The organism is Enterobacter cloacae complex sp. P24RS (genome assembly GCF_014982165.1).
Lineage (GTDB): Bacteria > Pseudomonadota > Gammaproteobacteria > Enterobacterales > Enterobacteriaceae > Enterobacter > Enterobacter quasihormaechei.
This window is the reverse complement of record NZ_JADCKU010000009.1, coordinates 143,411-168,635: the sequence shown is the minus strand read 5'-3', so window position 1 is coordinate 168,635 and position 25,225 is coordinate 143,411. Positions and strand designations below refer to the sequence as shown.

Annotated in this window: 13 protein-coding genes; 10 read left to right on the top strand and 3 right to left on the bottom strand. The window is 59.9% G+C overall.

Going from position 1 to position 25,225, the window contains the following annotated elements; genetic code table 11:
* Positions 1-2: 2 nt before the first annotated feature.
* A complete protein-coding gene (locus INF58_RS12025; protein WP_370552657.1) occupies positions 3-914 on the bottom strand; it encodes a LysR family transcriptional regulator in 912 nt (303 codons plus the stop codon).
* Positions 915-1,034: 120 nt separating this feature from the next.
* Here INF58_RS12025 and INF58_RS12020 point away from each other — a divergent pair, with 120 nt between their 5' ends.
* The 3 genes from INF58_RS12020 to INF58_RS12010 all read left to right on the top strand — a co-directional run bounded on the left by INF58_RS12020 (position 1,035) and on the right by INF58_RS12010 (position 3,387).
* Positions 1,035-1,640: an NADPH-dependent F420 reductase gene (locus INF58_RS12020; protein WP_193527748.1), complete on the top strand. Its 606-nt coding sequence runs from the start codon at positions 1,035-1,037 to the stop codon at positions 1,638-1,640.
* A 17-nt stretch (positions 1,641-1,657) separates the two neighbouring features.
* A complete protein-coding gene (locus INF58_RS12015) occupies positions 1,658-2,539 on the top strand; it encodes a helix-turn-helix domain-containing protein (protein ID WP_112792904.1) in 882 nt (293 codons plus the stop codon).
* A gap of 101 nt (positions 2,540-2,640) precedes the next feature.
* Positions 2,641-3,387 carry an SDR family oxidoreductase gene (locus tag INF58_RS12010; RefSeq protein WP_063865311.1) on the top strand — a complete coding sequence of 249 codons (747 nt, stop codon included), beginning with the start codon at positions 2,641-2,643 and terminating at the stop codon, positions 3,385-3,387.
* Positions 3,388-3,426: 39 nt separating this feature from the next.
* Here the strand turns inward: INF58_RS12010 and INF58_RS12005 are convergent, their stop codons facing one another.
* A complete protein-coding gene (locus tag INF58_RS12005; RefSeq protein WP_193527747.1) occupies positions 3,427-4,149 on the bottom strand; it encodes an SDR family oxidoreductase in 723 nt (240 codons plus the stop codon).
* 98 nt (positions 4,150-4,247) lie between these two features.
* Here INF58_RS12005 and INF58_RS12000 point away from each other — a divergent pair, with 98 nt between their 5' ends.
* From INF58_RS12000 to INF58_RS11970, 7 genes are all read left to right on the top strand, one after another.
* Positions 4,248-5,165 carry a LysR family transcriptional regulator gene (locus INF58_RS12000; RefSeq protein WP_193527746.1) on the top strand — a complete coding sequence of 306 codons (918 nt, stop codon included), beginning with the start codon at positions 4,248-4,250 and terminating at the stop codon, positions 5,163-5,165.
* Positions 5,166-6,057: 892 nt separating this feature from the next.
* Positions 6,058-17,490 (top strand): BapA/Bap/LapF family large adhesin, encoded by an 11,433-nt coding sequence (locus INF58_RS11995; RefSeq protein ID WP_193527745.1) that lies wholly within the window; start codon positions 6,058-6,060, stop codon positions 17,488-17,490.
* An 80-nt stretch (positions 17,491-17,570) separates the two neighbouring features.
* On the top strand, positions 17,571-18,974 hold the full coding sequence (locus INF58_RS11990) for a TolC family outer membrane protein (RefSeq protein WP_063865314.1): 1,404 nt from the start codon (positions 17,571-17,573) through the stop codon (positions 18,972-18,974).
* A complete protein-coding gene (locus INF58_RS11985) occupies positions 18,971-21,163 on the top strand; it encodes a type I secretion system permease/ATPase (protein WP_193527744.1) in 2,193 nt (730 codons plus the stop codon). The genes INF58_RS11990 and INF58_RS11985 overlap by 4 nt, the downstream gene beginning before the upstream one ends.
* Entirely contained in the window at positions 21,144-22,343 is a 1,200-nt protein-coding gene (locus INF58_RS11980; RefSeq protein ID WP_227415078.1) for an HlyD family efflux transporter periplasmic adaptor subunit, read from the top strand. The genes INF58_RS11985 and INF58_RS11980 overlap by 20 nt, the downstream gene beginning before the upstream one ends.
* 323 nt (positions 22,344-22,666) lie before the next feature.
* Entirely contained in the window at positions 22,667-23,104 is a 438-nt protein-coding gene (locus INF58_RS11975) for a hypothetical protein (protein ID WP_193527743.1), read from the top strand.
* 526 nt (positions 23,105-23,630) lie between these two features.
* Positions 23,631-23,978: a HigA family addiction module antitoxin gene (locus INF58_RS11970; protein ID WP_193527742.1), complete on the top strand. Its 348-nt coding sequence runs from the start codon at positions 23,631-23,633 to the stop codon at positions 23,976-23,978.
* A 50-nt stretch (positions 23,979-24,028) separates the two neighbouring features.
* Here the strand turns inward: INF58_RS11970 and INF58_RS11965 are convergent, their stop codons facing one another.
* On the bottom strand, positions 24,029-25,210 hold the full coding sequence (locus INF58_RS11965; protein WP_112792777.1) for a PLP-dependent aminotransferase family protein: 1,182 nt from the start codon (positions 25,208-25,210) through the stop codon (positions 24,029-24,031).
* Positions 25,211-25,225 lie beyond the last annotated feature (15 nt).

Here is a 25,225-nt window from a genome sequence, read left to right as displayed (position 1 = left end):
GGCTACCCGACGCTGCTATTGTTACCCAGCATGCCAGCCTGCATTTTCAGCATGTTAACGAACCAGCGCCCGGCCGGCCCGGGCGGATGTTCTTCCAGGTGCACCGCCTGCATGGAAAAACCGGCCCCGACGTCGGGCTGCATCTGCACGTTCAGCGTAACCAGTTTTCCCGCTGCGAGATCTTCCTCGACCATTGGCAGCGGCATATAGCCCCACCCCAGTCCGGCACGCAGGAAGGCGTGCTTCGCGCCCATATCCGCCAAATGCCAGGTCTTCGACGACATGACGCCAAAGCTTCGGCCCACGGTGAGAGCGGAGCGATCGGTCAGCACCAGCTGGACGTGTTCCTGTAAGAGTGAACGAAGGATCGGGCCAGACGCGGTCGCCAGCGGATGCTCAGGGGAGACAACGGCCACCGCAGGCACGCTGAGAAGGAATTCTGAGGTGCATCCCGCCGGAAGATGCGGCAGCGATCCGGTTATCGCCACCCGGCAGTGACCGTCCAGCAAAGGCTGGAGCACCGCCCCCAGCGCTTCCACATACAAACGCAGCGGCGTGTCAGGAAATGCCTGATGAAACGCCTGCACCGCAGCGGTGAGCTGCGCAACGGGAAACATCACGTCGACGGACACCACCAGCTCAGGCTCAAGTCCTTCCGCTAAGGTGCGCGCCTTAGCCTTAAAGGCATCCATCCCGGCAGCGGCAAGACGTGCCGCTTCCAGCATGGCGACGCCCGCCTCCGTCAGTTTCGGATAGCGCCCGGAACGATCGAATAATGGAAACCCGACCTGCGCCTCAAGATTGGCCAGCGTCGCGCTGACAACCGACTGCGCGCGCCGCAGCCTGCGCCCGGCGGCGGAAAAACTGCCCTCATCAACGGCGGCAATAAAGGTGCGCAGTTGATCAACAGACATACCGTCCAGCATGTATCGCTCCAGCAGATGGATTCCATCTAATTATATAGGCTATTCAGATAGGTTAAAGATTACTACTCTCTGTGCATGTTCACTACACATCATTGAAGGTTATTCAGCATGAAAACAACAACGGTAGGCATTATCGGCGCTGGCGCAATCGGGCAAGCCTTTGCAGGACAGCTGGTTAAAGCGGGCATAAACGCTATTCTGAGTAACAGCCGCGGGCCGGAAAGCCTGGCTGCGGTGGTCGATAGACTGGGACACGGGGCGCGCGCCGGCACCGTACAACAGGCCGCTGACGCCGATATCGTCTTTGTCAGCACGAACTGGGACAAAACCGAAGCCGCGTTAAGGGGTATTCACTGGGATGGGCGTATCCTGATTGACGCGACCAACCCGGTCATACTGCCAGGCTTTACGCTGGCTGAACTGGGCGGGAAAAACTCGAGCCAGGTTGTGACTCAGTGGGCGCCGGGTGCACGCGTCGTGAAAGCCTTTAATACCCTGCTTGCAGGGGTGCTGGCTCAGGATCCGGCGCAGGCGGGTGGTCGTCGTGTCGTCTTTCTCTCCGGAGTCCATCCAGACGCGAAGGCGGACGTCAGCGCGCTGGCAGCGCAGCTCGGTTTCGCACCTATCGATTTAGGCAGCCTGGAGGTCGGCGGTACGCTTCAGCAATTCCCCGGCGGGCCTCTTCCGGCGGTAAACCTGGTGCAACTGCCATAACGAAAGGCACGATAAACATGACGCAGCGTACTTCCGCAGAGACGTTTGAAGAGTACCTTCCCGGCGAACTGCTCAGGGAGCATCGGGCGCAATCCTCCCGGGATGTCTTTGTGCAAATTCTGGCGCGAAGGCACGTTCAGGAAAACGTCATTATTCCGGCGGTACCAGAGCCTTTTATCGTCTGGATCCTTTCAGGTAATGCCGTCGTTGAGGAGCGCTCTCCCGGGGAAGCGTGGTTATCAAACCGCGTTGCCGCAGGTGATTTTTTTCTCACGACGGCGGACTACCCAAGCGAAATGCGCTGGCGCGCCGAGCCAGAGACACCGTTTGTCGTCATGCATGTTTACATCGGCGTGGCGATGATGCAGGAGTGTGAATTGCGGGAGGTTTCCGGCGCGCGCGACGAAACGCTGTCCGTCCTGCTGGAGCAGATACGCCGCGAGCTGTATTTGCAAAATCCACCAAGTGGCCCGTTTATTCAGGGGATTGCACAGGCGCTGGCGGTACACCTTATTCGCACCTACGGCACCCGTGCGAAACGACACCGCGGGGGCTTGCAGGCGTTTAAACTGCACCGGGTCTTCACGGCAATGCGTGACGGGTTAGCCCAGCCGTTTGACCTGGCACGGCTGGCTAAGCTGTCCGATCTGAGCGAATACCATTTTAGCCGCGCCTTTAAACAGTCTACCGGGCTTTCGCCTTCCCACTATTTTATCCGACTACGCATGGAGGAAGCGCGGCGCATGCTGTCGGAATCCACTGATTCCGTTATCAATATTGCCCTGAACGTGGGTTACACCAGCCCCAGCCACTTTGCAGCCGTCTTCCTCAGGCATAACGGCGTGACGCCCTCGCACTATCGCAAGGCGATGGTGCGTAGCAAAAGCCCGACAGTTTGAGCAAAAGCCCGCGCGAAGCCAGCGCCTGAAAAATCCATTATTGAACCGTACTTCAGACGTTCTTTCTGAAGCGTTGAAATTAACTCTCAAGAGGATCAACTATGGAACTCAAAGGTAAAGTCGCGCTCATCACCGGTGCTTCAAGCGGAATTGGCGCCGCCACGGCAAAAAAATTAGCGCAACAGGGCGTCAGGGTGGGTCTCGCCGCCCGCCGTCTGGATCGCCTTCAGGCGCTGGTGTCTGACATTGAGGCTGCTGGCGGTGAAGCCATAGCGCTGGCGATGGATGTCACTGACCCGGCCTCGGTGAATGAAGGGGTGGCGGCACTGCACAAACGCTATGGGCATATTGATATCGCCTTCAATAACGCCGGGCTGATGCCGATTTCGGATATCGCCAGCCTCCGGGTTGACGAATGGCACCGTATGGTAGACGTCAACGTAAAAGGCCTGTTTAACACCGTGGCGGCCGTGCTGCCGATTATGCAGTCGCAGCGGTCCGGGCATATCATCAATACCTCGTCGATCGCCGGGCGTAAAACCTTCCCCGGGCTTGGCGTGTACTGCGCGACGAAGCACGCCGTTGCCGCCTTCTCGGATATTTTGCGTATGGAGCTGGCGCCGCAGTTCAACATTCGCGTCACCTCGCTTCAGCCGGGTGCCGTTGAAAGTGAATTATTCGAGCATATCAGTGACGAAAATTATCGTGCACAGATGGAACAGCTGAAGGAGAAGATGACGTTCCTGAAAGCCGATGATATCGCCGACTCGATTCTTTACGTGTTGCAGGCACCGGAACATGTGGACGTGGCAGAGCTGTTTATTATGCCGACCGAACAGCCGTGGTAAGAGGGTGAAGCGGGTCAGGCTGATGCCTGACCCGCTACGTTAGTTTGCGGATGCCGTAGGTCTGATGGTGATTTCGGTGGTATCGACACTCTCAGGCGCCTCGATGACGTGGCGCACGGCGCGGGCGATATCAGCCGGTTTGAGGGCAATAGCCCGGTACGCATCCATCACCGCCATGGTTTCTTCGTGCGTAATGGTCGAGGCCAGTTCGCTTTCCACCACTCCGGGGTTGACGCAGGTCACGCGGATGTTCGAACTTTCCTGACGCAAACCATCGGAAATGGCCCGGACCGCAAATTTGGTCGCACAATAAACGGCGGCCGTGGGCACAACGGACAAGGCACCGATCGAGCCAATATTAATGATCTGCCCCGAGTTCTGGGCTTCCATAATCGGCAGAACCGCGCCAATTCCCCACAGTACGCCCTTGATATTCACGTCAATGGTGCGTTCCCACTCATCCTGCTTGCCTGCGGAAAGCGGAGAGAGGGGCATAATGCCCGCGTTGTTAATCAGTACGTCAATGCGGCCCCACTTTTCCCGTGCAGCCTGAACGAAGGCAGCCATCGACTGGCGGCGGGTTACGTCTAATTCCCGAGCCTCTGCCTCCCCTCCTGCGCTGCGGATTTCTTCAGCCAGGGCGTGGATGCGATCCAGCCTGCGTGCCCCGAGGAATACTTTTGCGCCTGCCTTACCCAGCTCTCTGGCAATACCTTCTCCAATACCGCTGGAGGCACCGGTAATTAAGATCACTTTGTTCATGTTTTACTCCTTCAGTTGAGTTCAAAGCAATCATAGAGTCTCAACATTGTTTCTTGTATCCTGCCTTTACTGGACTCACTGGTTAGCGATGTTAAACAATGAAAATTGATCTTAATTTGTTACCGCTTTTTCTGGCGGTCGCCGAGGAGCGCAGCTTCAGCGCGGCCGCCGGGCGGCTGGGCATCACCCGTTCCGCTGTCAGCCAAGGGATAAGACGTCTCGAAGATGGGTTTCAGACCCTGCTGGTGATGCGCACCACGCGCTCGGTAAGCCTTACCGAAGCGGGTGAACGGTTGCATAAATCGTTGCAGGGGCCCATCGCCAATATTGAAGCGGCCTTTGAGGATGTCACGTCAGACAGCACACCGCGCGGACAGCTCAGGATCGCGGTCACCTCAATTGCGGAAGCGTTTCTTTCTGGCCCCCTGCTCGCCTCGTTTGCGGCAGCGCATCCTGCGGTATCGCTTGATGTCTTCGTGTCAGATGAGGAGTTCGATATCGTGGCGGCGGGCTATGACGCAGGGGTGAGGCTGGGCGAAGTTATCGAAAAAGACATGATCGCCGTTCCCCTTACGGGCCAGCAGCGTGAACGGGTGGTGGCTTCACCTTCTTATCTGGCGACGCACAGCGCACCGGCGCATCCCCGAGAGCTGGTCGCTCATCGGTGTATCGGCTGGCGCCCTTCCCCGGACGTTGCCCCCTATCGCTGGGAATTTGAGGAAGCAGGCGTCCCTTTCGATGTGGCCATTGATCCACAAATCACTACTAACGATCTGCGTCTTATGCTCAGTCTGGCGCTGGCGGGTGGTGGAATTACCTTTGCCACGGAGGATACCTTCGCGCCTTACATTGAATCAGGACAGCTGGTTTCCTTACTGGATTCGTTTCTTCCGTCTTTTCCTGGCTTCTATCTCTATTTTCCCCAACGCCACAATATGGCCCCCAAACTCAGAGCCCTGATCGAGCACATCCGCCAGTGGCGCCAGCTCCCCGCCACGCAACCTGCTCAGCGATAAACGGTTCCAGCCCTGGATGCAGATTTTACTCAATCTACCGCGTCCTTTTGATGAGCATCAACGACAGCACAGCGTTACCATGGAAAATGACAAAGGACACGATGGGCAGGACTTTACACAAGGATGGAACCGTAAAAATGCACAGACCAATGGTCGTTATCCTCTTTATTCTTTTGACATTAGCCGCCCTCGTGGAAATCGGCCTAATTTCTTTCGGCTAAACCGGTTACTTCTGAAAGGCCACATTTGTGGCCTTTTATTTATTAAACATGAGAAGAAATCACTTTATTTTTTGAGTAGCAGAAATTAAAGGCCCCATAAAAATATATTTTATAAATGAGATAATTTTAAATATATCATACACCAGATAATTCACCCTAACTTAAACCGCAATTAAGCAACAATTAAACCTAACCAAAATTATATATATATCGCACATTTTAATTATTATTATCGCCCTGCCAGTCACGTTTTAAGGGTTGCACCTTTTACGCCAAAACCCTTTCGCCACGCGCCCTTGTAGCGAACGAAATATATTCATGCTATCAATTAATTCCCCCTGCAATAACCGCGCTGGGTTTACGAACGCTTAATTTGCATATTCAGACATTTATAGCTATATCATTTTCATAACGAAATAAATCAATACCTGCACAAATAATAAGGCTTATAAATCGCAAATATATAAATAAACAACAGTTTCCTGACTAAATAATTAGCTTTGCCCTGAGGTTGCCACTTTTAATCCTGGCGGGCATCGGTCGCGCTAAAGAAAGTGACGGTAAATTCTGTTTTTTAAACAGTATTTTCGCCGGGAGCGCGCTCATCCCTTCAGAAACGATGGCCTTGTTTGACACGCCGTAACCAATAACTCTGCTGGAGTAATAACTGTATGAGCCAAATATCTGTTATATCTAAATTAACTGGCGTGGAAACGACCACGGAAGGGACACAGATAACACTCGATCACTCATCTGTCGTTAAGCTTAACGTGGATCGAGCCGACATCGCAGGTTACTCCCGCAGCGGAAACGATCTGGTGATCACCCTCAACTCGGGAGAAGTGATTACCCTCAAGAATTTCTACGTCACTGATGCGCAGGGCGTAAGCCAGCTGGTGCTTGAGGAGAGTGACGGCGCACTGTGGTGGATTGAAGATCCAACCGGTGCTGCGACCTATGAATCCATCGCCTCCACCGATGCATTACTGGCGGCGTCAGGGAGCGATGCCGGCGGCGCCGCAGCGTGGCCCTGGGTGCTGGGTGGCCTGGCCGTCGCAGGGGGGATTGCCATCGCGGCGGGAACCGGCGGTGGAGGGGGCGGAGATGACGATAACAACAACCCGAATCCTGGCAATCCGGGAAATCCTTCCGAACCTGATACTACGCCTCCGAATGCCCCCACCAATCTTCAGGTCTCACCTGACGGCAAAACCGTAACCGGTACGGCTGAACCGGGCAGCACGATTACCCTGAAAGATGCCAATGGCAACACCATTGGAACGGGCAAGGTCGGCAGCGACGGTAAATTTACTATCGATCTGGGTACGCCGCTCACCAACGGGGAGCAGATCACCGCCACCGCCACCGATCCGTCCGGCAACACCAGCCAGGGCGGCCAGGTCACGGCGCCGGATCTCACCGCGCCGGATGCGCCTGCTAATCTGGAGGTTTCACCTGACGGCAAAACCGTGACCGGTACGGCTGAGCCGGGCAGCACCGTGACCCTGAAAGATGCCGACGGCAACACCATCGGCACGGGCAAGGCGGGCAGCGACGGTAAATTTACTATCGATCTGGGTACGCCGCTCACCAACGGGGAGCAGATCACCGCCACCGCCACCGATCCGTCCGGCAATACCAGCCAGGGCGGTCAGGTCACGGCACCGGATCTCACCGCGCCGGATGCGCCGCAGATTGTCACCGTCAGTGATAACGTGGGCACCGACGCGGGCCCGCTGAGCAACGGACAGCGCACGGACGATGCACGCCCGACGTTCAGCGGCATCAGCGAAGCTGGCACCGTCATTACCTTCTATGACAACGGCAAGCCGATCGGTACCGCCACGGCCGATGCCAGCGGTAAATGGAGCTTTACCCCGTCGACCAACCTGTCTGAAGGAAACCACGCTATTACCACCACCGCGACCGATGCCGCAGGCAATACCAGCCCGGCGTCCACGGCGGTGACTTTCGTGGTGGATACGGTCGCGCCGGGTGCCCCGGCGATCGTCAGCATAACCGATGACGTTGCGCCCAATACCGGCACGCTCGGAAGCGGAAGCACCACGAACGATCCGCGCCCGCAGCTCACCGGCACGGCGGAAGCGGGCTCTACGGTCACCATCTATGACAACGGCATTGCCATTGGCACTGCGGTTGTGGGCAGCAACGGAAGCTGGAGCTTTACGCCGTCGGTAAACCTGAGCGAAGGCAGCCACCAGCTTACAGTACGCGCCACCGACGTCGCCGGTAACACCGGTCCGGCCTCGCCGGCCTTTACCGTAACGGTGGATGTCACCACCCCGCCGGCGCCAACAGGGTTTATCGTTAATGACGATACCGGAGGACTGAAAGGCGCGATTACTGCCGGACAGGTTACCGACGAGTCACAGCCGCGTCTGACGGGCCGCGGAGAGCCGGGCAGCACGATTACGGTTTACGATAACGGCGTTGCGATTGGCAGCACCACCGTTCTGCCGAACGGTACCTGGAGCATCACGCCGACAACGCCGCTGGCAGAGGGTGCACACTCAATTACCCTGCGCGAAACCGATGCGGCAGGCAACCAGAGCGGCCTGTCTGAGCCGATCAACTTCACCGTCGATCTTACGCCGCCAGACATGCCGGTTGCGACGCTCAACTCCGCAGGCACGCAAATCACCGGTACCGCCGAGCCGGGCAGTAAAATTGTCATCACCAACAACGCCGGGGTGCAAATCGGGACCGCCACTGCCGACAGCAACGGCAACTACGTCGCCAACCTGAACCCTGCACAAGTGAACGGCGAGATCATCTCCGTGGTCGCCTCCGATGCCGCAGGCAACCAGAGTTCACCGGCGCTGGTTAACGCCGCGGATATCACCCCGCCTGCCGCACCGGGTAACCTTGTGGTGGCAGAAGACGGGGCAAGCGTCAGCGGAACCGCCGAGCCAAACAGCACGATTATCATTAAAGCGCCAGACGGTACGACCATCGGCCAGGCCACCGCCGGCCCGGATGGCTCCTTCACGATCCCGATTTCGCCAGCCCAGACCAACGGCGAGGCCCTTGAAGTGACGGCTACCGACGGCAGCGGCAACACCAGTCCGTCCGGCTTTGCCGACGCGCCAGACAGCACGCCGCCGCAGGCGCCGGAAAATGTGGTTATCTCTGCCGACGGCACCACGGTGACTGGTACAGCCGAGCCGGGCAGCACCGTGACCATTCGTGAAAATGGCGTGAAGGTCGGGGAAGCGATTGCCGACGATCAGGGTAATTTCAGCGTTGATCTGATCCCGCCGAAAGCCAACGGCGAAGCCCTGACCGCCGATGCCACCGATACCGCCGGCAACACCGGCCCGACCGCGCCGTTTGACGCGCCGGACATCACCGCAGCGCAAACCCCGGTCATCACCGGCGTGGTGGACGATGCGCCAGGCGATACCGGTCCCGTCAGCCAGAACGGTCTCACCAACGACAGCACGCCAACCATCAACGGAACGGGCGAGCCAGGCACCACCATCACCCTTTACAGCGGTACTACCGTCATTGGCACCGGTACGGTTGGGCCTGACGGCCAGTGGTCCATCACGCTGGCTACCGCGCTGCCGGACGGCGGGCACGTGCTGACGGCGACCGCGATTGATGCCGACAACAACCTCAGCGGGACATCGAACACCTGGAGCATCACGGTGGATACCGCCGTTCCGGGCGCCCCGGCCATTACGCAGGTCGTTGATGACGTACCGGGCACTACGGGGGCGCTGGACAGCGATGGCATCACTAACGACACGCTCCCTACCGTGAACGGTACCGGCGAGCCGGGAACCACCGTAACGATCCGTCTGAATGGGCAGGATATTGGTACTGCCCTCGTTAACAGCGCCGGCGCGTGGACCTTTACGCCTGCCACGCCATTAGTGAACGGCCAGCATACCTTCACCGTCGTTGCGAGCGATGCGGCAGGTAATACCAGCGCGCCTTCTGGCGGCTTTACCTTTACCGTCGATACGACTCCGCCACTGGCGGCCACCATTGACACCGTCTCCGATAATATTGGTCCAGTACAGGTTCCGCTTAACAGCGGGGATACTACCGACGATACGCTGCCGCAGTTGCAGGGTACCGCACCGGCAGGTACCACCATCACTATCTATGACGGCACCACCCTGCTCGGCACGGCCGTGCTCGACGGCAGCGGCGGCTGGAGCTTTACGCCAACCACGCCGCTGACGGAGGGTCCACATTCGCTGACGGTCCACGCCACGGATGAGGCGGGTAACACCACCATCTCGCCACCGTTTGAGCTGGCGATCGACACGACCGCGCCTGCAACGCCGGATATTCCTGACATCACCGTCAACCCGGATGGCGGTACGCCGGGTACTGCCCTGAATCCGGGGGAGACCACCCGCGATACCACGCCAACCCTGAGCGGCTCGGGCACGCCGGGGGATACCGTGAACATTTACGATGGCGCCACCAAAATTGGTGAAGCCGAGATCGACGGCGACGGCAACTGGACCTGGACACCAACTACCCCGCTGCCTGACGGCACCTACGATCTCTCCCTGACGGTGACCAACCAGGACAGCGCCGGGAACGAAAGCGCGCCGTCCACGCCGGTGACTATTACCATTGACAGCGACGCCCCTGCCGCGCCGGGTGTTCCGGTGGTGACGGACAGCGTGAGCCAGATCACCGGTCCGGTGGCCGATGGCGGATCCACCAACGATCCGCGTCCGGTACTGAGCGGCACCGGTACGCCAAACGACGTCATTACCATCTATGACCAGGTGGGTACAGGCGCGCCGCAGGCCGTAGGCAGCGTTACGGTAGACGGTAACGGCAACTGGACCTGGCGTCCGGAGAGCAACATCGGCGAAGGAACGCACGAATACACGGCGACCGCCACCGATGAATCCGGCAATGAATCTTTGCCATCAGCCGGTATCACGATAACGGTAGATACCCTTGACCCGATTACCCCGGTCATCAGCGACATCGCTGGCGCGCAGAACGGCGGGTCTACTAACGACACTACGCCAACCCTGAGCGGCACCGGCACCACCGGCGAAACGGTGATCATCTACAACAACGGCGTGGAAGTGGATCGCGTTGATGTCGTTAACGGTCAATGGTCCTATACCCTGCCGACGCAAACCGATGGCCCGCTGAACATCACCGTTGCAGCGGTGGATGATGCGGGTAACCTTAGCCCGGTCAGCCCGGTCTTTAGCGTGACGGTCGATACCCAGACGCCAACCGTACCGCAAATTGACGCCGTCTCTGACAGCCAGCTGGCGAACAGCGTGCTTTACACCCGTGACGGCACCCCAACCCTTACCGGGATCGGCGAGCCGGGTTCGAACGTAACGGTCACCGTTGACGGCGTCGCCTCTCCGGTCGTGGTGGTGGTTCAGCCGAACGGGACATGGACCTGGACCGCCGACCCTGCGCTCGCGGAAGGGCCGCACACCTTCTCGGTCGCCGCGAGTGATGCCGCGGGGAATACCTCCGTCAGCTCCGGCGATCTCAGCGTGACGGTGGATACGCTGCCGCCTGCAACGCCAACGAATATCGACATCGCCGAGCAGGGTACGCCGCTGACCGGTACGGCGGAAGATGGCACCACCGTGACGGTACGTGACGCCAACGGCAATATCATCGGAACCGGCGTTGCGACGGGAGGCTCCTTCTCCATCGCCCTCTCCCCGGCCCAGCTGGATGCCACCACGCTGACGCTGATCGCCACGGACGCAGCAGGAAACGCCAGCCCGTCAACCACCTTTGACGTGCCGGAGTCCACGCTCGATCTGCCTGCGGTACCGGTGATTACGGCAATCAACGATGACGTCGATCCCGTCACGGGCGACGTGAAAGATAAAACCACCAATGACACCACGCCTACCCTTACCGGCACCGCCGATCCGGGCAGCGTGATCGCCATTTATCAGGATGGATCGCTGCTTCCGGTGACCACTGTCGTTGCGGATACCAACGGCAACTGGAGCTACACGCCGCTCCTGCCGCTGACGGAAGGGCCACATACCTTTGCCGTGACTGCCACGAATACCACCACCGGCGAGACCAGCGGGCAGTCGCCGATCGCGACCGTCACCGTCGACCTCACCGCCCCGACAGCGCCAGCCATCGGTGCGGTGACCGATTATGTGGGTCCGGTTACTGGCCCTATCGCCGACGGGCAGAGCACCAACGACAACCGTCCTACCCTCACCGGGACAGGCGCGGCTGGGGACACCATTACGATTTACAATAACGGCGACCCGCTGGGCACCGTTCTCGTCGGGCCAACCGGCACCTGGAGCTATACGCCGCCTGCGCTGGATGACGGCAGTCACACCCTGACCGTCACCGCCACCGACCCGGCAGGGAATGAAAGCACCCCATCGGCAGGGATCACCATCGTTGTCGATACCGTCTCCACCACGCCGGTGATAACCAGCGTGACGGATAACGCGGGCAATGCCGCAACGCCTGTACCAAGCGGCGATCCGACCAACGACACCACGCCAACCCTGACCGGCACCGCAGAGCCGAACAGCGTCGTCGCCATATTTGATGGCACCACGCAGATTGGTACCGTAGCAGCAGACGGTACCGGCGCCTGGACCTTTACCCCGGAAACCGCCCTCGGCGAAGGGACGCATGACTTTACCGTCAGAGCGACGGATCCGCAGGGCAACGTTAGCCAGCCGTCCGGCGTCTGGAGCGTCAATATCGATCTGACGGCGCCACAGGTGCCGACGATCGATTCGGTCAGCGACAACGCCCCGGGTGGCGTAACCGGCCCGCTTACCGCCGGGCAGGTCACCAATGACACCACGCCAACCCTTAGCGGCACCGGCCAGGCGGGCACCACCATTCACGTGCTGAATAACGGCGTGGAGATTGGTACCACCACGGTCGACAGCAGCGGCAACTGGACCTTTACGCCGGATCCGGTCCTGACGGACGGGACGTATAATCTGCGCGTTAACGCCAGCGATGACGTCGGAAACGTCTCCGCCAACTCGCCAGTGTTCGCCTTTACGGTGGATACCGCTGGCCCTGCGGCACCGGTCGTCACGACGGTGATAGACGACGTGGGCCCGGGAACGGGAACCCTCGCCAGCAACGGGGCCACCAACGACACCCGTCCAACCTTCAACGGTACGGGGGAAGTGGGCGCAACGGTACACGTTATTGTTGATGACGTGGAAATTGGCACGGCGGTCGTCAACGCCCAGGGTACCTGGAGCTTCACGCCGACCACCGCGCTGAGTGAAGGGCAACACACCATTACCTTCAACGCCACCGACGCCGCAGGCAATACCGGCGACACCTCGCCGCCGTTCAACCTGACGGTGGATACGTCGGTACCCGTTGCACCGGTCTTTACGCCAGCCACCGATAACGTTGGCACCGTACTGGGCCCGGTCGCTTCGGGGCAAAGCACAGACGATACCACGCCAACGCTGAACGGCACCGCGGCGGCCAACGCGACCATCACCATTTATGAGAATGGTCAGCAGGTGGGCACCGCCGTGGCGGATGCCAACGGCGTATGGAGCTTCACCCCCGGCACGCTGGCAAACGGCAGCCACACCTGGACTGCCACGGCAACCGACGCCGCGGGCAACGTCAGCCCTGCCTCACCGGGCTTCACGCTGGTTGTGGATACGACCGTGCCTGTCGCGCCCGTTATCACGCAGGCGATTGACGATGTTGGCACCATCACCGGGGCGATCGGTTCCGGCCAGACCACCAACGATCCTCTCCCGCGCCTGGTGGGGACCAGCGAGCCGCTGGCAACCGTGAATATCTATGAGGGCAACACGCTGGTGGGCACCGGTACTGCCGATGCCAACGGCAACTGGACTATCGATATCACCGTGCCGCTGGACAACGGGCCGCATACCTTTACGGCAGAAGCCACGGATCAGGCGGGCAACACCAGCGCGCCATCCGGCGACTTCAGCCTGACCATTGATACCACGCCGCCAGCGCTGCCGGTGCTGACCAGCATCACCGATGACGTCGGTAACGCTGCGACGCCTGTCGCCAACGGCGGGTTAACCAATGATGCCCGACCAACGCTCACCGGTACGGCAGAAGCCGGCGCGACGATCACCATCTTTGATAATGGGGTACAGATTGGCACCGCTGTCGCCACCGGCGGCGCGTGGAGCTTTACGCCGTCTACCCCGCTGGCTGACGGGCCGCACAATCTGACCTTCTCCGCCACCGACGCCGTGGGCAACGCCAGCGCGCAGACCGGCGGCTACACCATCAATGTGGATGCCACCGCCCCTGTCGCGCCGGCCATCACCTCGATTGTGGATGATGTGGGAACCGTCACCGGCCCTGTCACCGGTACCAACCCAACCAACGATACGCGTCCAACGTTAAGCGGCACGGCGGAAGCCAATTCCACCGTACGTATTTACGACGGCACGACGCTGGTGGGTACGGTCACCGCGGATGCCAACGGCAACTGGACGCTGCCGCAAACCAGCACCACGCTGACGGAAGGCGCGCATAACTTCACCGCCACCGCCACCGACGCCGCGGGCAATACCAGCGTGGCATCACCGATTATCACGATTAACGTTGACCTGACGCCGCCACCTGCCCCGGCGGGCCTGGCGGTGATCACCAACGGTACGCAGGTGACCGGTACGGCGGAAGCGGGAAGCACCGTCACCATCACCAGCAGCACCGGAACCGTTCTTGGTACAGCCGTCGCTGACGGTAGCGGGAACTTTAGCGCCACCATCACCCCTGCGCAGACCGCCGGGGAATCCCTGATCGTCTTTGCTACCGATAAGGCCGGTAACGCGGGTATCACCACCTCAGTGATAGCTCCAGTCACGGCGATCCCGAACGCGCCGGTTATCGCCACCATCGACGATAACGTCGGGACGGTGACGGGCAACCTGACCAACGGAAAAACCACCGATGACACCACGCCAACCCTGAGCGGTACGGCGCAGCCGAACGCGACCATCACCCTGTATAACAACGGGGTGCTGATGGGCACGGTCACCGCGAATGCCAGCGGCAACTGGAGCTTCACCACGCCGGTACTGAGTGAAGGTCCGCATGCCTTCACCGCCACGGCGAGCAACGGCTCGGGCACCAGCCCGATTTCCACGCCGACGACCGTGATTGTCGATCTCACTGCGCCAACGGCCCCAACCGGGACCTTCAACGCAGACGGCAGCGTACTGACCGGCAGCGCCGAAGCGGGCAGCACCGTCACCATCCGCCTGGCGGATAATTCAACGGTCACCGCCACGGCGGATAGCAACGGCAGCTGGAGCTACACCTTCCTCAATAAACAGACGGAAGGCCAGACGCTGCAAATCACCGCTACCGATGCGGCAGGCAACGTCTCGCTGCCTGGCTCAGCCCTTGCGCCGGTGGTGCCGCTGTCGGCCAGCACCAACGCTGAAGAGCTGGCGCTGACGACCACCGCCACGGTGACCAACTCGCAGTACAGCGACTACGGTTTCCTGCTGGTGGGCGCCGTGGGTAACGTGCTGACGCTGCTCGGCAACGACACCGCGCAGGTAGGTTTCACCGTCGGCAGCGGCGGCACGGCGGATATTGCCGTGAACGCCAACGCCACGGGTGCCGTGCTCTCCCTGCTCAACACCCTTGAGCTGGTAGTGCAGCGCTTTGACGCCGTCAACAATACCTGGACCACCGTTGTGGATACCGGACAGCCGCAGTTCGCTGACCTGTTGACCCTCGGCGCGGCGGGGGTGTCGCTCATCCTGACCGGCCTGGCGAATGGCCAGTATCGCGTCCTGAGCTACAACACCAACCTGCTGGCAACCGGCTCCTACACCAGCCTCGACGTGGCGGTGAAAGAGACCAGCGCAGGTACCGTGTCCGGCGACACCAGCCTTGCGGGTAACGTGATCACCGACGTTGACCCGACCGCAGGCAGCGACAACGCCCCGGCGGGCACCACCGTCACCGCGGTCACCAACGCCCAGGGCACCACCACCAGCGTCACGGCTGACGGCACGGTGATTCAGGGGCAGTACGGCACGCTGACCATCAACCTGGACGGCAGCTATACCTATAACCTGACCAACACCAGCTCCTCGGTCATTGGCCGCACGGAGAGCTTTACCTACACCATCACCCACAACGGCACCAGCGCCTCGGCAAATCTGGTTCTGTCGCTGGGCGAAGGCGCCACCAGCAGCGGGATCGTGGCCGTGGACGATACCGCCTCGCTGACCTTCGACACGACCGTTGAGGCCATTAACAACGGTCCGTCGTCGCAGGGCGGCTTTACCCTGGTGGGCATTAACCTTGGCAATACACTGGGGCTGAACCTGCTGGACGATCTGGCCAACCCGATCATCTATAACGTGGAAGAAGGCACCACCCGCACCATGACCGTTCAGGCCTCCGTGGGCGGCGTGGCGCTGGCCTCGGTGTTCGACCTCTACATCTATAAGTTCAACAATGCGACGCAGACCTTCGAGCAGATGCGCGTTGAACCGGGCTGGCTGCGCGCGCCGCTGCTGGGCGGCACCTCGCCGCAGCTGACGCTGAACCTGCCCGCCGGCGAGTACCTGTTCCTGCTGAATACGGCGGCGGGGATCACCGCGCTGACGGCCTACACGCTGAACGTCTTGCAGGATCATGTCTACAGCGTGGCAAGCGTGAGCGAGTCCACCACCGGAGATGTGCTGTCCGACGATATCGCACCGGCGGGTACCGTGGTCTCCGACGTTAACGGCGTGACGGTGAACGGCAATGGTCTGACGGAGATTACCGGCGAGTACGGTACGCTGCGGATCAACGCGGCCGGGGAGTACACCTACACCCTGAAGAGTGGGGTCGGTGCTGACAGCATCAGCACGCCGGATACCTTCGTTTATACCATCACCGCGCCGAACGGCTCGAAAGACACGGCATCGCTGAACATCACCCCAACCGCGCGGCCAATGGACGCGGTAAACGATGTCAGCACGGCGATGGACGTGAACTCGGTACACCGCACCGCCGCCTACTCGGATACTACCGTCGGGTCGGCGAGCTGGAACGCTGCGCTGCTTACCTCAACCCAGGGTACCGGCACCGGTACCTTCGTGGTGGATCCTAATACCGCGCTGCATAACGTGGTGCTGTCGTTTAACGTCGCCTCGCTGCTGACGCTTACCGGGTTAACGGTGGACTGGACGCTGACCAACGGCACCACCACCATCCGATCCGGTTCGTTCAACGGCGGGCTGCTGCTGGGCGGCAGGGCGACCATCAACCTGACGGGACTCGATCTGGAGGCGGGAACCTATACGCTGAACTATACCGGCAAAATGGGGCCGCTGGGGGTGGGGAATATCACCGTTACCCCAAGCGTTACCGGCACCAGCTACTCGCTGTCGCAGTTCGACGCCACGGGCACCCACACCGTTGACGGCAATATCTTCGACGGCACCGGCTCCGCGGGCGCAATGGACCAGCTGCACTCGGTGGATACCCGCCTCAGCATTACCGGCTACGACGGCGTGACCACCACGCTGGATCCGTACACCGGCAGCACGCAGGTGAACATTACGGGCCACTACGGCACGCTGGCGATTGCCGCAGACGGCAGCTACACCTACACGCTCAACCCGGGGATATCGTTCTCTACCATTACCAGCAAGGAGGTCTTTAACTACACCCTGACCGATGCCAACGGTAGTAAGGATACTGCGTCGCTGACCATCAACATGGCGCCGAAATTTGTCAGTTCGGAGCATAACGATCTCATCAGCGGCACGGCCTACGGCGACACGCTGATTTATCAGGTGTTGAACAATACGGCGGGTAACGCAACGGGGGGCAACATCACCAGCGCTGGCGGTGACCACTGGACGAACTTCTCCCTGGCGCAGGGAGACAAGATCGACATTGGCGATCTGCTGGTGGGCTGGAACGGTAGCGCGTCGACGCTTGGGAACTATGTCTCTGTTTCACAAAGCGGTGGCAATACTGTGATCTCCATCGACCGTGACGGCACGGGAGCCGCCTACACTAAATCTACGCTCGTTACGCTTGATAACGTTCAGACCACCTACGACGAGCTTGTAAACCAGCAGCACATCATTACCTGATAGCACGTGCAATAAATGACCCGGGCGCGCAGCGCCCGGGCATAAACAATAAAGCAGTACTCTTTTATTAGGGACAAGACATGGGAAAGAAGATGCCTTACTGGTGGCTCTCGTGCTGCCTGATATCTGTGCCCGCTATCGCGGCAAACCCTGCGGCGATGATTAATACCGGACAATTACGCGAAACGCAGGAACTCCCCTCGTTAAACGGTCGCGTGGCGCCCGTTGCCGGCAAGGCCGCCCCCGGCACGCTTCAGCTGGATGAAGCCGTTAACCGCGCCGTGACCTGGCATCCGGCCATCAGTGAAGCCGTCGGCAAGCTCTATCAGCAGAGCGAAAATGTGGACGTCGCCAAATCAAAATATTACCCACAAATCAACGCTGGCATGGATAACGGCTATACCCACGACGGTGACGATAACGGCTTTACCCCCTCGCTGGTGCTTTCCCTTTCGCAGATGCTCTATGACTTTGGCAAAGTCGCCAGCCAGGTGCGCGCTGAAAACGCGGGCGTCGCCCAGCAGCAGGCCAACGTGCTGGTAAGCATCGACACCATCGCCCACGATACCGCCATCGCCATGGTGCAGGTGCAAACCTGGCAGCAGATGGTCGAGACGGCTAAAGAACAGCTGGACGCCCTGACCTCCATCGGCTCGCTGACGAAGCTGCGTAATGACGAAGGCGCCACGTCGCTCTCTGACGTGGTGCAGACCGACGCCCGTATCGAAGGCGCGCGCGCGCAGCTGATGCAGTATCAGGCCAGCCTCGACAGCTCGCGCGCCACGCTGATGAGCATGCTGGGCTGGGACAGCCTGAACGCGGTCAGCAATGAGTTTCCGCAGAGCCTGGCCCGCAGCTGCGATATCGCCGAGCCGGACGATCGTCTGGTGCCCTCGGTGTTAGCCGCCTGGGCGCAGGCCAACGTCGCGCAGGCTAACCTTGACTACGCCAACGCGCAGATGACCCCTACCGTCTCGCTGGAGCCGGAGGTTCGCCACTATCTTAACGACCGTTACTCCGGCAACGAAACCCGCGACCGCACCCAGTACTCCGCGTGGGTAAAGGTGCAGATGCCGCTCTATCAGGGCGGCGGCCTCACCGCCCGGCGTAACGCCGCCGGACACGCGGTGGAATCCGCCCAGTCCACTATTCAGCGCACCCGTCTTGAGGTGCGGCAAAAGCTGCTGGAGGCGCGCAGCCAGGTGATGAGCCTGATGAGCACGCTTCAGATCCAGGGCCGTCAGGAAGCGCTCAGCGCCCGCACCCGCGAGCTGTATCAGCAGCAGTATCTCGATCTCGGTTCCCGCCCGCTACTCGACGTGCTTAACGCCGAGCAGGAGGTTTATCAGGCGCGCTTTACCCAGCAGCAAACTGCCGGACAGCTGCATCAGCTTCAGCTGAACTGCCTCTACCAAACCGGACGCCTGCGTCACGCGTTCGATCTTGAAAACCGCACCATCCAGACCGTGGAGATCCAGCCATGAAGCAACGCGATATCCCGCAGGGTGAAAACATGACGGATGAGGCGCTGGAGCAGTGGGCGCAGGCGTTTGGCTACGTGGCGACGCGCTATCGCGTTGCCTGCTCGCCAGGCTCGCTCGTCGCGGGCGCGCCGTGGCTGAAAGGCAAACCGATGGTGCCCGCGCTGACTCAGCTCGCCCGTGAAGCCGGGCTGACCTTCCAGCTGCTGGGGGCCGATCAGCAGTCCATCAACAGCTGGCGTCTGCCGGTGGTGGTGGAGCTGAACGACGGCAAAATCGGCGTGATCGACAATTTCGACGGCGAGGATACGCTGGAGGTCAGCTTTTTCGACGACAGCACGCACACCAACCGCCTGTCGATGAGCGCGATGCTGCCCGCCATCCGCCACGTTATTGCCCTGCGTCCGCTGGCGGCGCTGAAGGACAGCCGCGTGGATGCCTATATCTCAAAATATCGCCCGGACTGGCTCTACCGGCTGGTGATGCGCGACCTGCGCCCTTACAGCTGGGTAATGCTGGCGGCGCTCTTTATCAACGTGCTCTCCCTTTCCGGCATTGTGTTTTCCATGCAGGTGTATGACCGGGTGATCCCCGCCCAGTCCTACCCGACGCTCTACGTGCTGACCATTGGGGTACTGATCGCCACGCTGTTTGGCTTTGTGTTGCGCGTGGCGCGCGGGCACATTATGGATCTGCTGGGCAAGCGCTCGGATCTGCGCGTGTCGGATCGCGTGTTTGGCCACGCGCTGCGGCTGCGCCACAGCGCCATTCCGCGATCGACGGGGAGCTTTATCTCCCAGCTGCGCGAGCTGGAGCAGATCCGCGAGATGGTCACCTCCTCCACCATTTCCACCATCGTCGATCTGCCGTTCTTTATCCTGTTCGTGATCGTGCTGGCGATCATCGCCCCGCAGCTGGCGTGGATCGCCCCGGTCGCGGCGCTGATCATGGTTCTGCCCGGCCTGCTGCTGCAAAAGAAGCTGGCGGAGCTGGCGAAGCAGTCGGCGCATGAATCCACCCTGCGCAACGCGGTGCTGGTGGAGAGCGTGCAGGGGCTGGAGGACATCAAGCTGATGCAGGCGGAGAACCGCTTTTTGCAGCAGTGGAACAGCTATATCCAGATCACCGCCGAATCCGGTCTGCGCACCCGCGAGCTGACCCAGAACCTGATCAGCTGGGGGATGACCATCCAGAGCCTGGTCTATGCCGGGGTGATCGTGGTGGGCGCGCCGATGGTGATCGACGGCACCTTAACCACCGGTTCGGTGGTGGCCGCCTCGATGCTGGCCTCGCGGATGATCGCCCCGATGGCGACGCTGTGCGGCGTGCTGGCCCGCTGGCAGCAGGTTAAGGCGGCCAAAGAGGGGCTGGACAGCATTATGCAGTTGCCGACCGAGAACCAGCGCGAAGAGACGCCGATCCGCCAGGACGTGCTGCGCGGTCACTATCTTTTCGAGCAGGCGCAGTTCCGCTATCACCCGGAAGATCCGCGCATGGCGCTGCGCATTAACCGCCTGGAGATCAAAGCGGGCGAAAAAGTGGCGATCCTCGGGCGCAACGGTGCGGGGAAATCAACCCTGCTACAGGCGATGGCGGGTGGAATGGATCTGGCGGGCGGCGAGCTGCGGCTCGACAACCTCAGCCTGCCGCATCTGGACGTGGCGGACGTGCGGCGAAACGTCGGCTTTATGACCCAGAACGCGCGGCTGTTTTACGGCACTCTGCGCGAAAACATCACGCTCGGCATGCCCCGCGCCACCGACGAAGAGATCTTCGAGGTGCTGGAGATGTGCGGCGCGGCCAGCTTTGTGCAGAAGCTGCCGAAGGGGCTGGATTACCCGATTATGGAGAACGGCGTCGGGCTGTCCGGCGGGCAGCGGCAGTCCATTCTGCTGGCGCGGATGCTGCTGCGCGACCCGAATATCGTGCTGATGGACGAACCCACCGCCTCCCTGGATGAACACACCGAGCGGGAATTTATTCAGCGTCTCGGGGCGTGGCTTGGCAACCGTACGCTGGTGGTTGCTACCCACCGCGTGCCGGTACTGGAGCTGGTGGAGCGCGTGGTGGTGCTTAAAGACGGCATGCTGGTGATGGACGCGCCAAAAGCGCAGGCGCTGAACAACAGCCGTATGCAGCAACAGCAGCAGGCAACCGGACGGGAGTGGAAAAATGAAAATCAGTCAGCGTGACGTCGCCGCAGTAGAAGATCTGGATAACGCGCTCGATTCCGAAAGCGGTTATACCGGCGCCCGGCGCATCGTTTTCTTCTCCCTGGTGATGTTTGTGGTGCTCGGCATCTGGGCGTGGTTCGGGGTGCTGGACGAAGTCTCAACCGGCACCGGAAAAGTGATCCCCAGCTCGCGCGAGCAGGTGTTGCAGTCGCTGGATGGGGGGATCCTCACCGAGCTGAACGTGCACGAAGGCGATCAGGTGCAGGCCGGACAGGTGCTGGCGCGGCTGGATCCTACCCGCTCGGAATCTAACGTTGGCGAAAGCGCGGCGCGCTACCGCGCGTCGCTGGCCTCCAGCGCGCGCCTGTACGCCGAGGTCAACGACCTCCCGCTGAAATTCCCCCCTTCGCTGGCAAAATGGACCGACCTGACCGCCGCCGAAACGCGGCTCTACAATTCACGGCGCGCCCAGCTGGAGGATACGCAGCGTGAACTCCGCTCCGCGTTAGCGCTGGCCAATAAAGAGCTGGCGATCACCCAGCGGCTGGTAAAAACCGGGGCCGCCAGCCACGTGGAGGTGCTGCGCCTGCAACGGCAGAAAAGCGACCTGGAGCTGAAGCTCACCGACGTGCGTTCTCAGTATTACGTGCAGGCCCGTGAAGCGCTGTCGAAGGCCAACGCCGAGGTGGACATGGTGTCAGCGATCCTGAAAGGTCGGGAGGATTCCGTTACCCGCCTGACGGTGAAATCGCCGGTGCGCGGGATCGTGAAAAACATCAAGGTGACCACCATCGGCGGCGTTATACCGCCCAACGGCGAGCTGATGGAAATTGTGCCGGTGGACGATCACCTGCTGATTGAAACCCGCCTCTCGCCGCGCGACATCGCCTTTATCCACCCTAATCAGGAGGCGCTGGTGAAAATCACCGCCTACGATTATGCGATTTACGGCGGGCTGCACGGGGTGGTGGAAACCATTTCGCCGGACACCATTCAGGACGAAGCGAAGCCGGAGATATTCTATTACCGCGTATTCATTCGCACCAGCCAGGATTATCTGGTGAACAAGGCGGGCAGGCATTTTTCGATTGTGCCGGGGATGATTGCGACGGTGGATATTAAGACCGGAGAGAAAACGGTGCTGGATTATATGATTAAGCCGTTTAACCGGGCGAAAGAGGCGCTGAGGGAGCGATGATGAAACGCCTTACATCATTTTCTGAAGCCGCCTCGCAGGATTTAACTTCTCCTGAGGAACCTGCTTTTTATTAGGGTTAATCGGGCGTATGTTCCTTCCACGCCAGCAAAATCTGGCGTCGGGATTGGCATCCCGGTTATGATTGGAGACGGCGTAAGTCCTTGTTACGCTGTACGTCTGGCTACATTCCAATGGTGGGCTGGACGGGGGCGTCGCAAGACGCGCCGGAACACTCCAAGCCGGTAATGCCAACTCCGTTCAGACCTGCCACCCGGAAATTGGCATTTCCGCGGTCGGGTTAATTACCTGATTGGAGAAAAATTATGACCACCAGTAACGCACTTTTCACTACTCCCTTCGGCCACAATACCGACTTCACTGAACTTGCCGACAACTGCCAACGCTATTGCGAAGCATTGGTGGAAGAGCCCGATCCTGCAAGAAAAATAGCGCTCTGCGGTCGTCTTGCATCGGCCCTCGCCCTGCTCCGCCCAATGCTGCTGGAGCCGCTCCCTGAGCACTTACAGGAACGTCTTACCGTCGATATGTTCCCCGAACATGAACCTGCATTCAAGGCTGAATCCGACCAGCTCTGTCGCTACTGCGAGGAAATCACGCAACTGTTGATGGGTGGCGCGCTCGCCCCTGAATCCGCTCGTGTGATGGGAGATTTACTCTTTGAACTGACGGGATATTTTGCCGACCAGCTAAAAGCCCCGCGCTGGCTAAGAACGGAGGCTGGCGTCGCGCTATTGGGTTGACGTGGTTTTCTCCCTCTCCCCTGTGGGCTGAGGATTCCCCAGTAATGTCTCTACCCGAAACGATGAATGTTGCTTCAGGAAAATGAATGGCTTGCAGCGACGCCCTGGTCCGGCTGTAAATCGCTGAGGCGTTTCCTGAAGGCCGGGGCGAGGCGCAGGGATGCGCCGAGAGGGCGGGCTTTACATGGACGTTACCTCCGCCCGTCCCCGACAAGCCGGAAGGAATAAGCCGAGGGCACCGCGAAGCGGCGATTTACCGCCGGGAGCCCGGGTCGCCAGGGCGGCGGCGATTGAGCCGCCCTGGCACGTTCACCGGGACAGGAATCACAGAGTAGCAAAGAACATAAAGTGAACGGAATGACCACCGCAGCCGTATGTTCCCCTCACCCTAACCCTCTCCCCAAAGGGGCGAGGGGATGATTCGCTGCTCGCATTAATTTGTGGGGATCCCTCAGCCCACAGGGAGAGGACCGGGATGAGGACATCAAACCGCACTCATTTTATGTTTATAAACAGGACGTTAATTATGAATAACCAAGAAAAACTACGCATCTCAACCACACCAGGCGAAGTGTTGCTGCACGATTATCTCAAGCCACTCAGTCTCGGAATCTCCGAACTGGCAGAGAGAATAAATACCGATCACACCACTGCTAGCGCGCTGGTAAACAATAAAATCAAACTCAACGTTGATTTGGCCACAAGACTGGCAAACGCATTCGATACCACCATTGAATTCTGGTTGAACCTACAGCTAAACGTCGACGTCTGGGAAGCGCAAACCAATTCCCGGACTCAGGAAGAGTTGAGCCGTATAAAGACGGTCGCGGAAATTATGGCAAAAAGGAAATCAGGCCAGCCGGATGTGGCCTGATCGGTCGTTTTCCCCGGTACGATATTGACCGCACCGGGTTTCACGCGTATTTACAGGGAGATTTTCAGGCGTCGAACCGCTTCTTTCAGCTGTTCATCCGTTGGGGTAACAAACGACATGCGCAGCGTTGTCTGGTCCGGTTCGTTGCAGTAGAAGAACTCACCCGGCACAAACACCACGCCGTTGCTCAACGTTTTTTCCAGCCATTTCGTCGTATTCATGCCGTTGTTCATTTTTGCCCACAGGAACATGCCGCCCTTCGGCTTGTGGAACGACATCACGTCGCCCAGCTCGGCTTCCAGTTCCGTTGCAAACGTCTGGTATTTCTGGCGATAGGCCTCGCGGATCATTTTAATCTGGTTCGCCAGACGCCCGGTTTTCAGATACTCGTAGGTCATCAGCTGCGACAGCGTGCTGGTGTGCAGATCGGTGGTTTGCTTGAGGTTCACCACCGCGCGCTTCAGCCATTCCGGCACCAGCACCCAGCCCACGCGGGTGCCCGGCGCGAGGATTTTGGAGAAGGTGGAGGTGTACACCACGTTATCCTCATTGCCGATATCTTTCGCATGGGCAATCAGCGGGCGGAACGCTTCGTCGGTGTAATTGATCTCGCTGTACGGGTCGTCTTCGATAATCACGAAGTCGTAGCGCTTCGATAATTCCACCAGCTGTTTACGGCGCGCTTCGGAGAGCGTCACGCCGCCGGGGTTACCGAAGGTTGGCACGATATAGACCGCCTTGATGGTTTTCTTCGCCACCAGCGCTTCCAGCTCATCCACTTTCATGCCGTCGCCGTCGGTGCCGACGGATTCAAAATTCGCCTGTGCCAGGCCAAAGACCTGCAACGCGGCGAGGTAGGTAGGACGCTCAACGACGACCGTATCGCCTGGGTTAATTAACGCACGCGCCAGCACGTCCAGAGACTGTTGCGAGCCCGAGGTGATGACCACGTCATCGGCTTTACAGGCGATGCCGCGTCCTTCGCAGATACGTTGGATCTCTTCGCGCAGCCCCGGGACGCCTTCCGTCAGGCCGTACTGGAACGCTTCGCCAAAATGCTGAGACAGCACGGCATCAGCAGCGATTTTTAAACCTTCGTGATCGAACAGGTCCGGGTTGGGAATACCGCCACCCAGCGAAATCACGCCTGCCATTTTGCTATGTTTTAATAATTCACGAATGGCAGAGGATTGCAGGCCCTGCGCGCTGCTGGCGAGTTTGTTTGCAGACATTCTTTGCTTACCTTC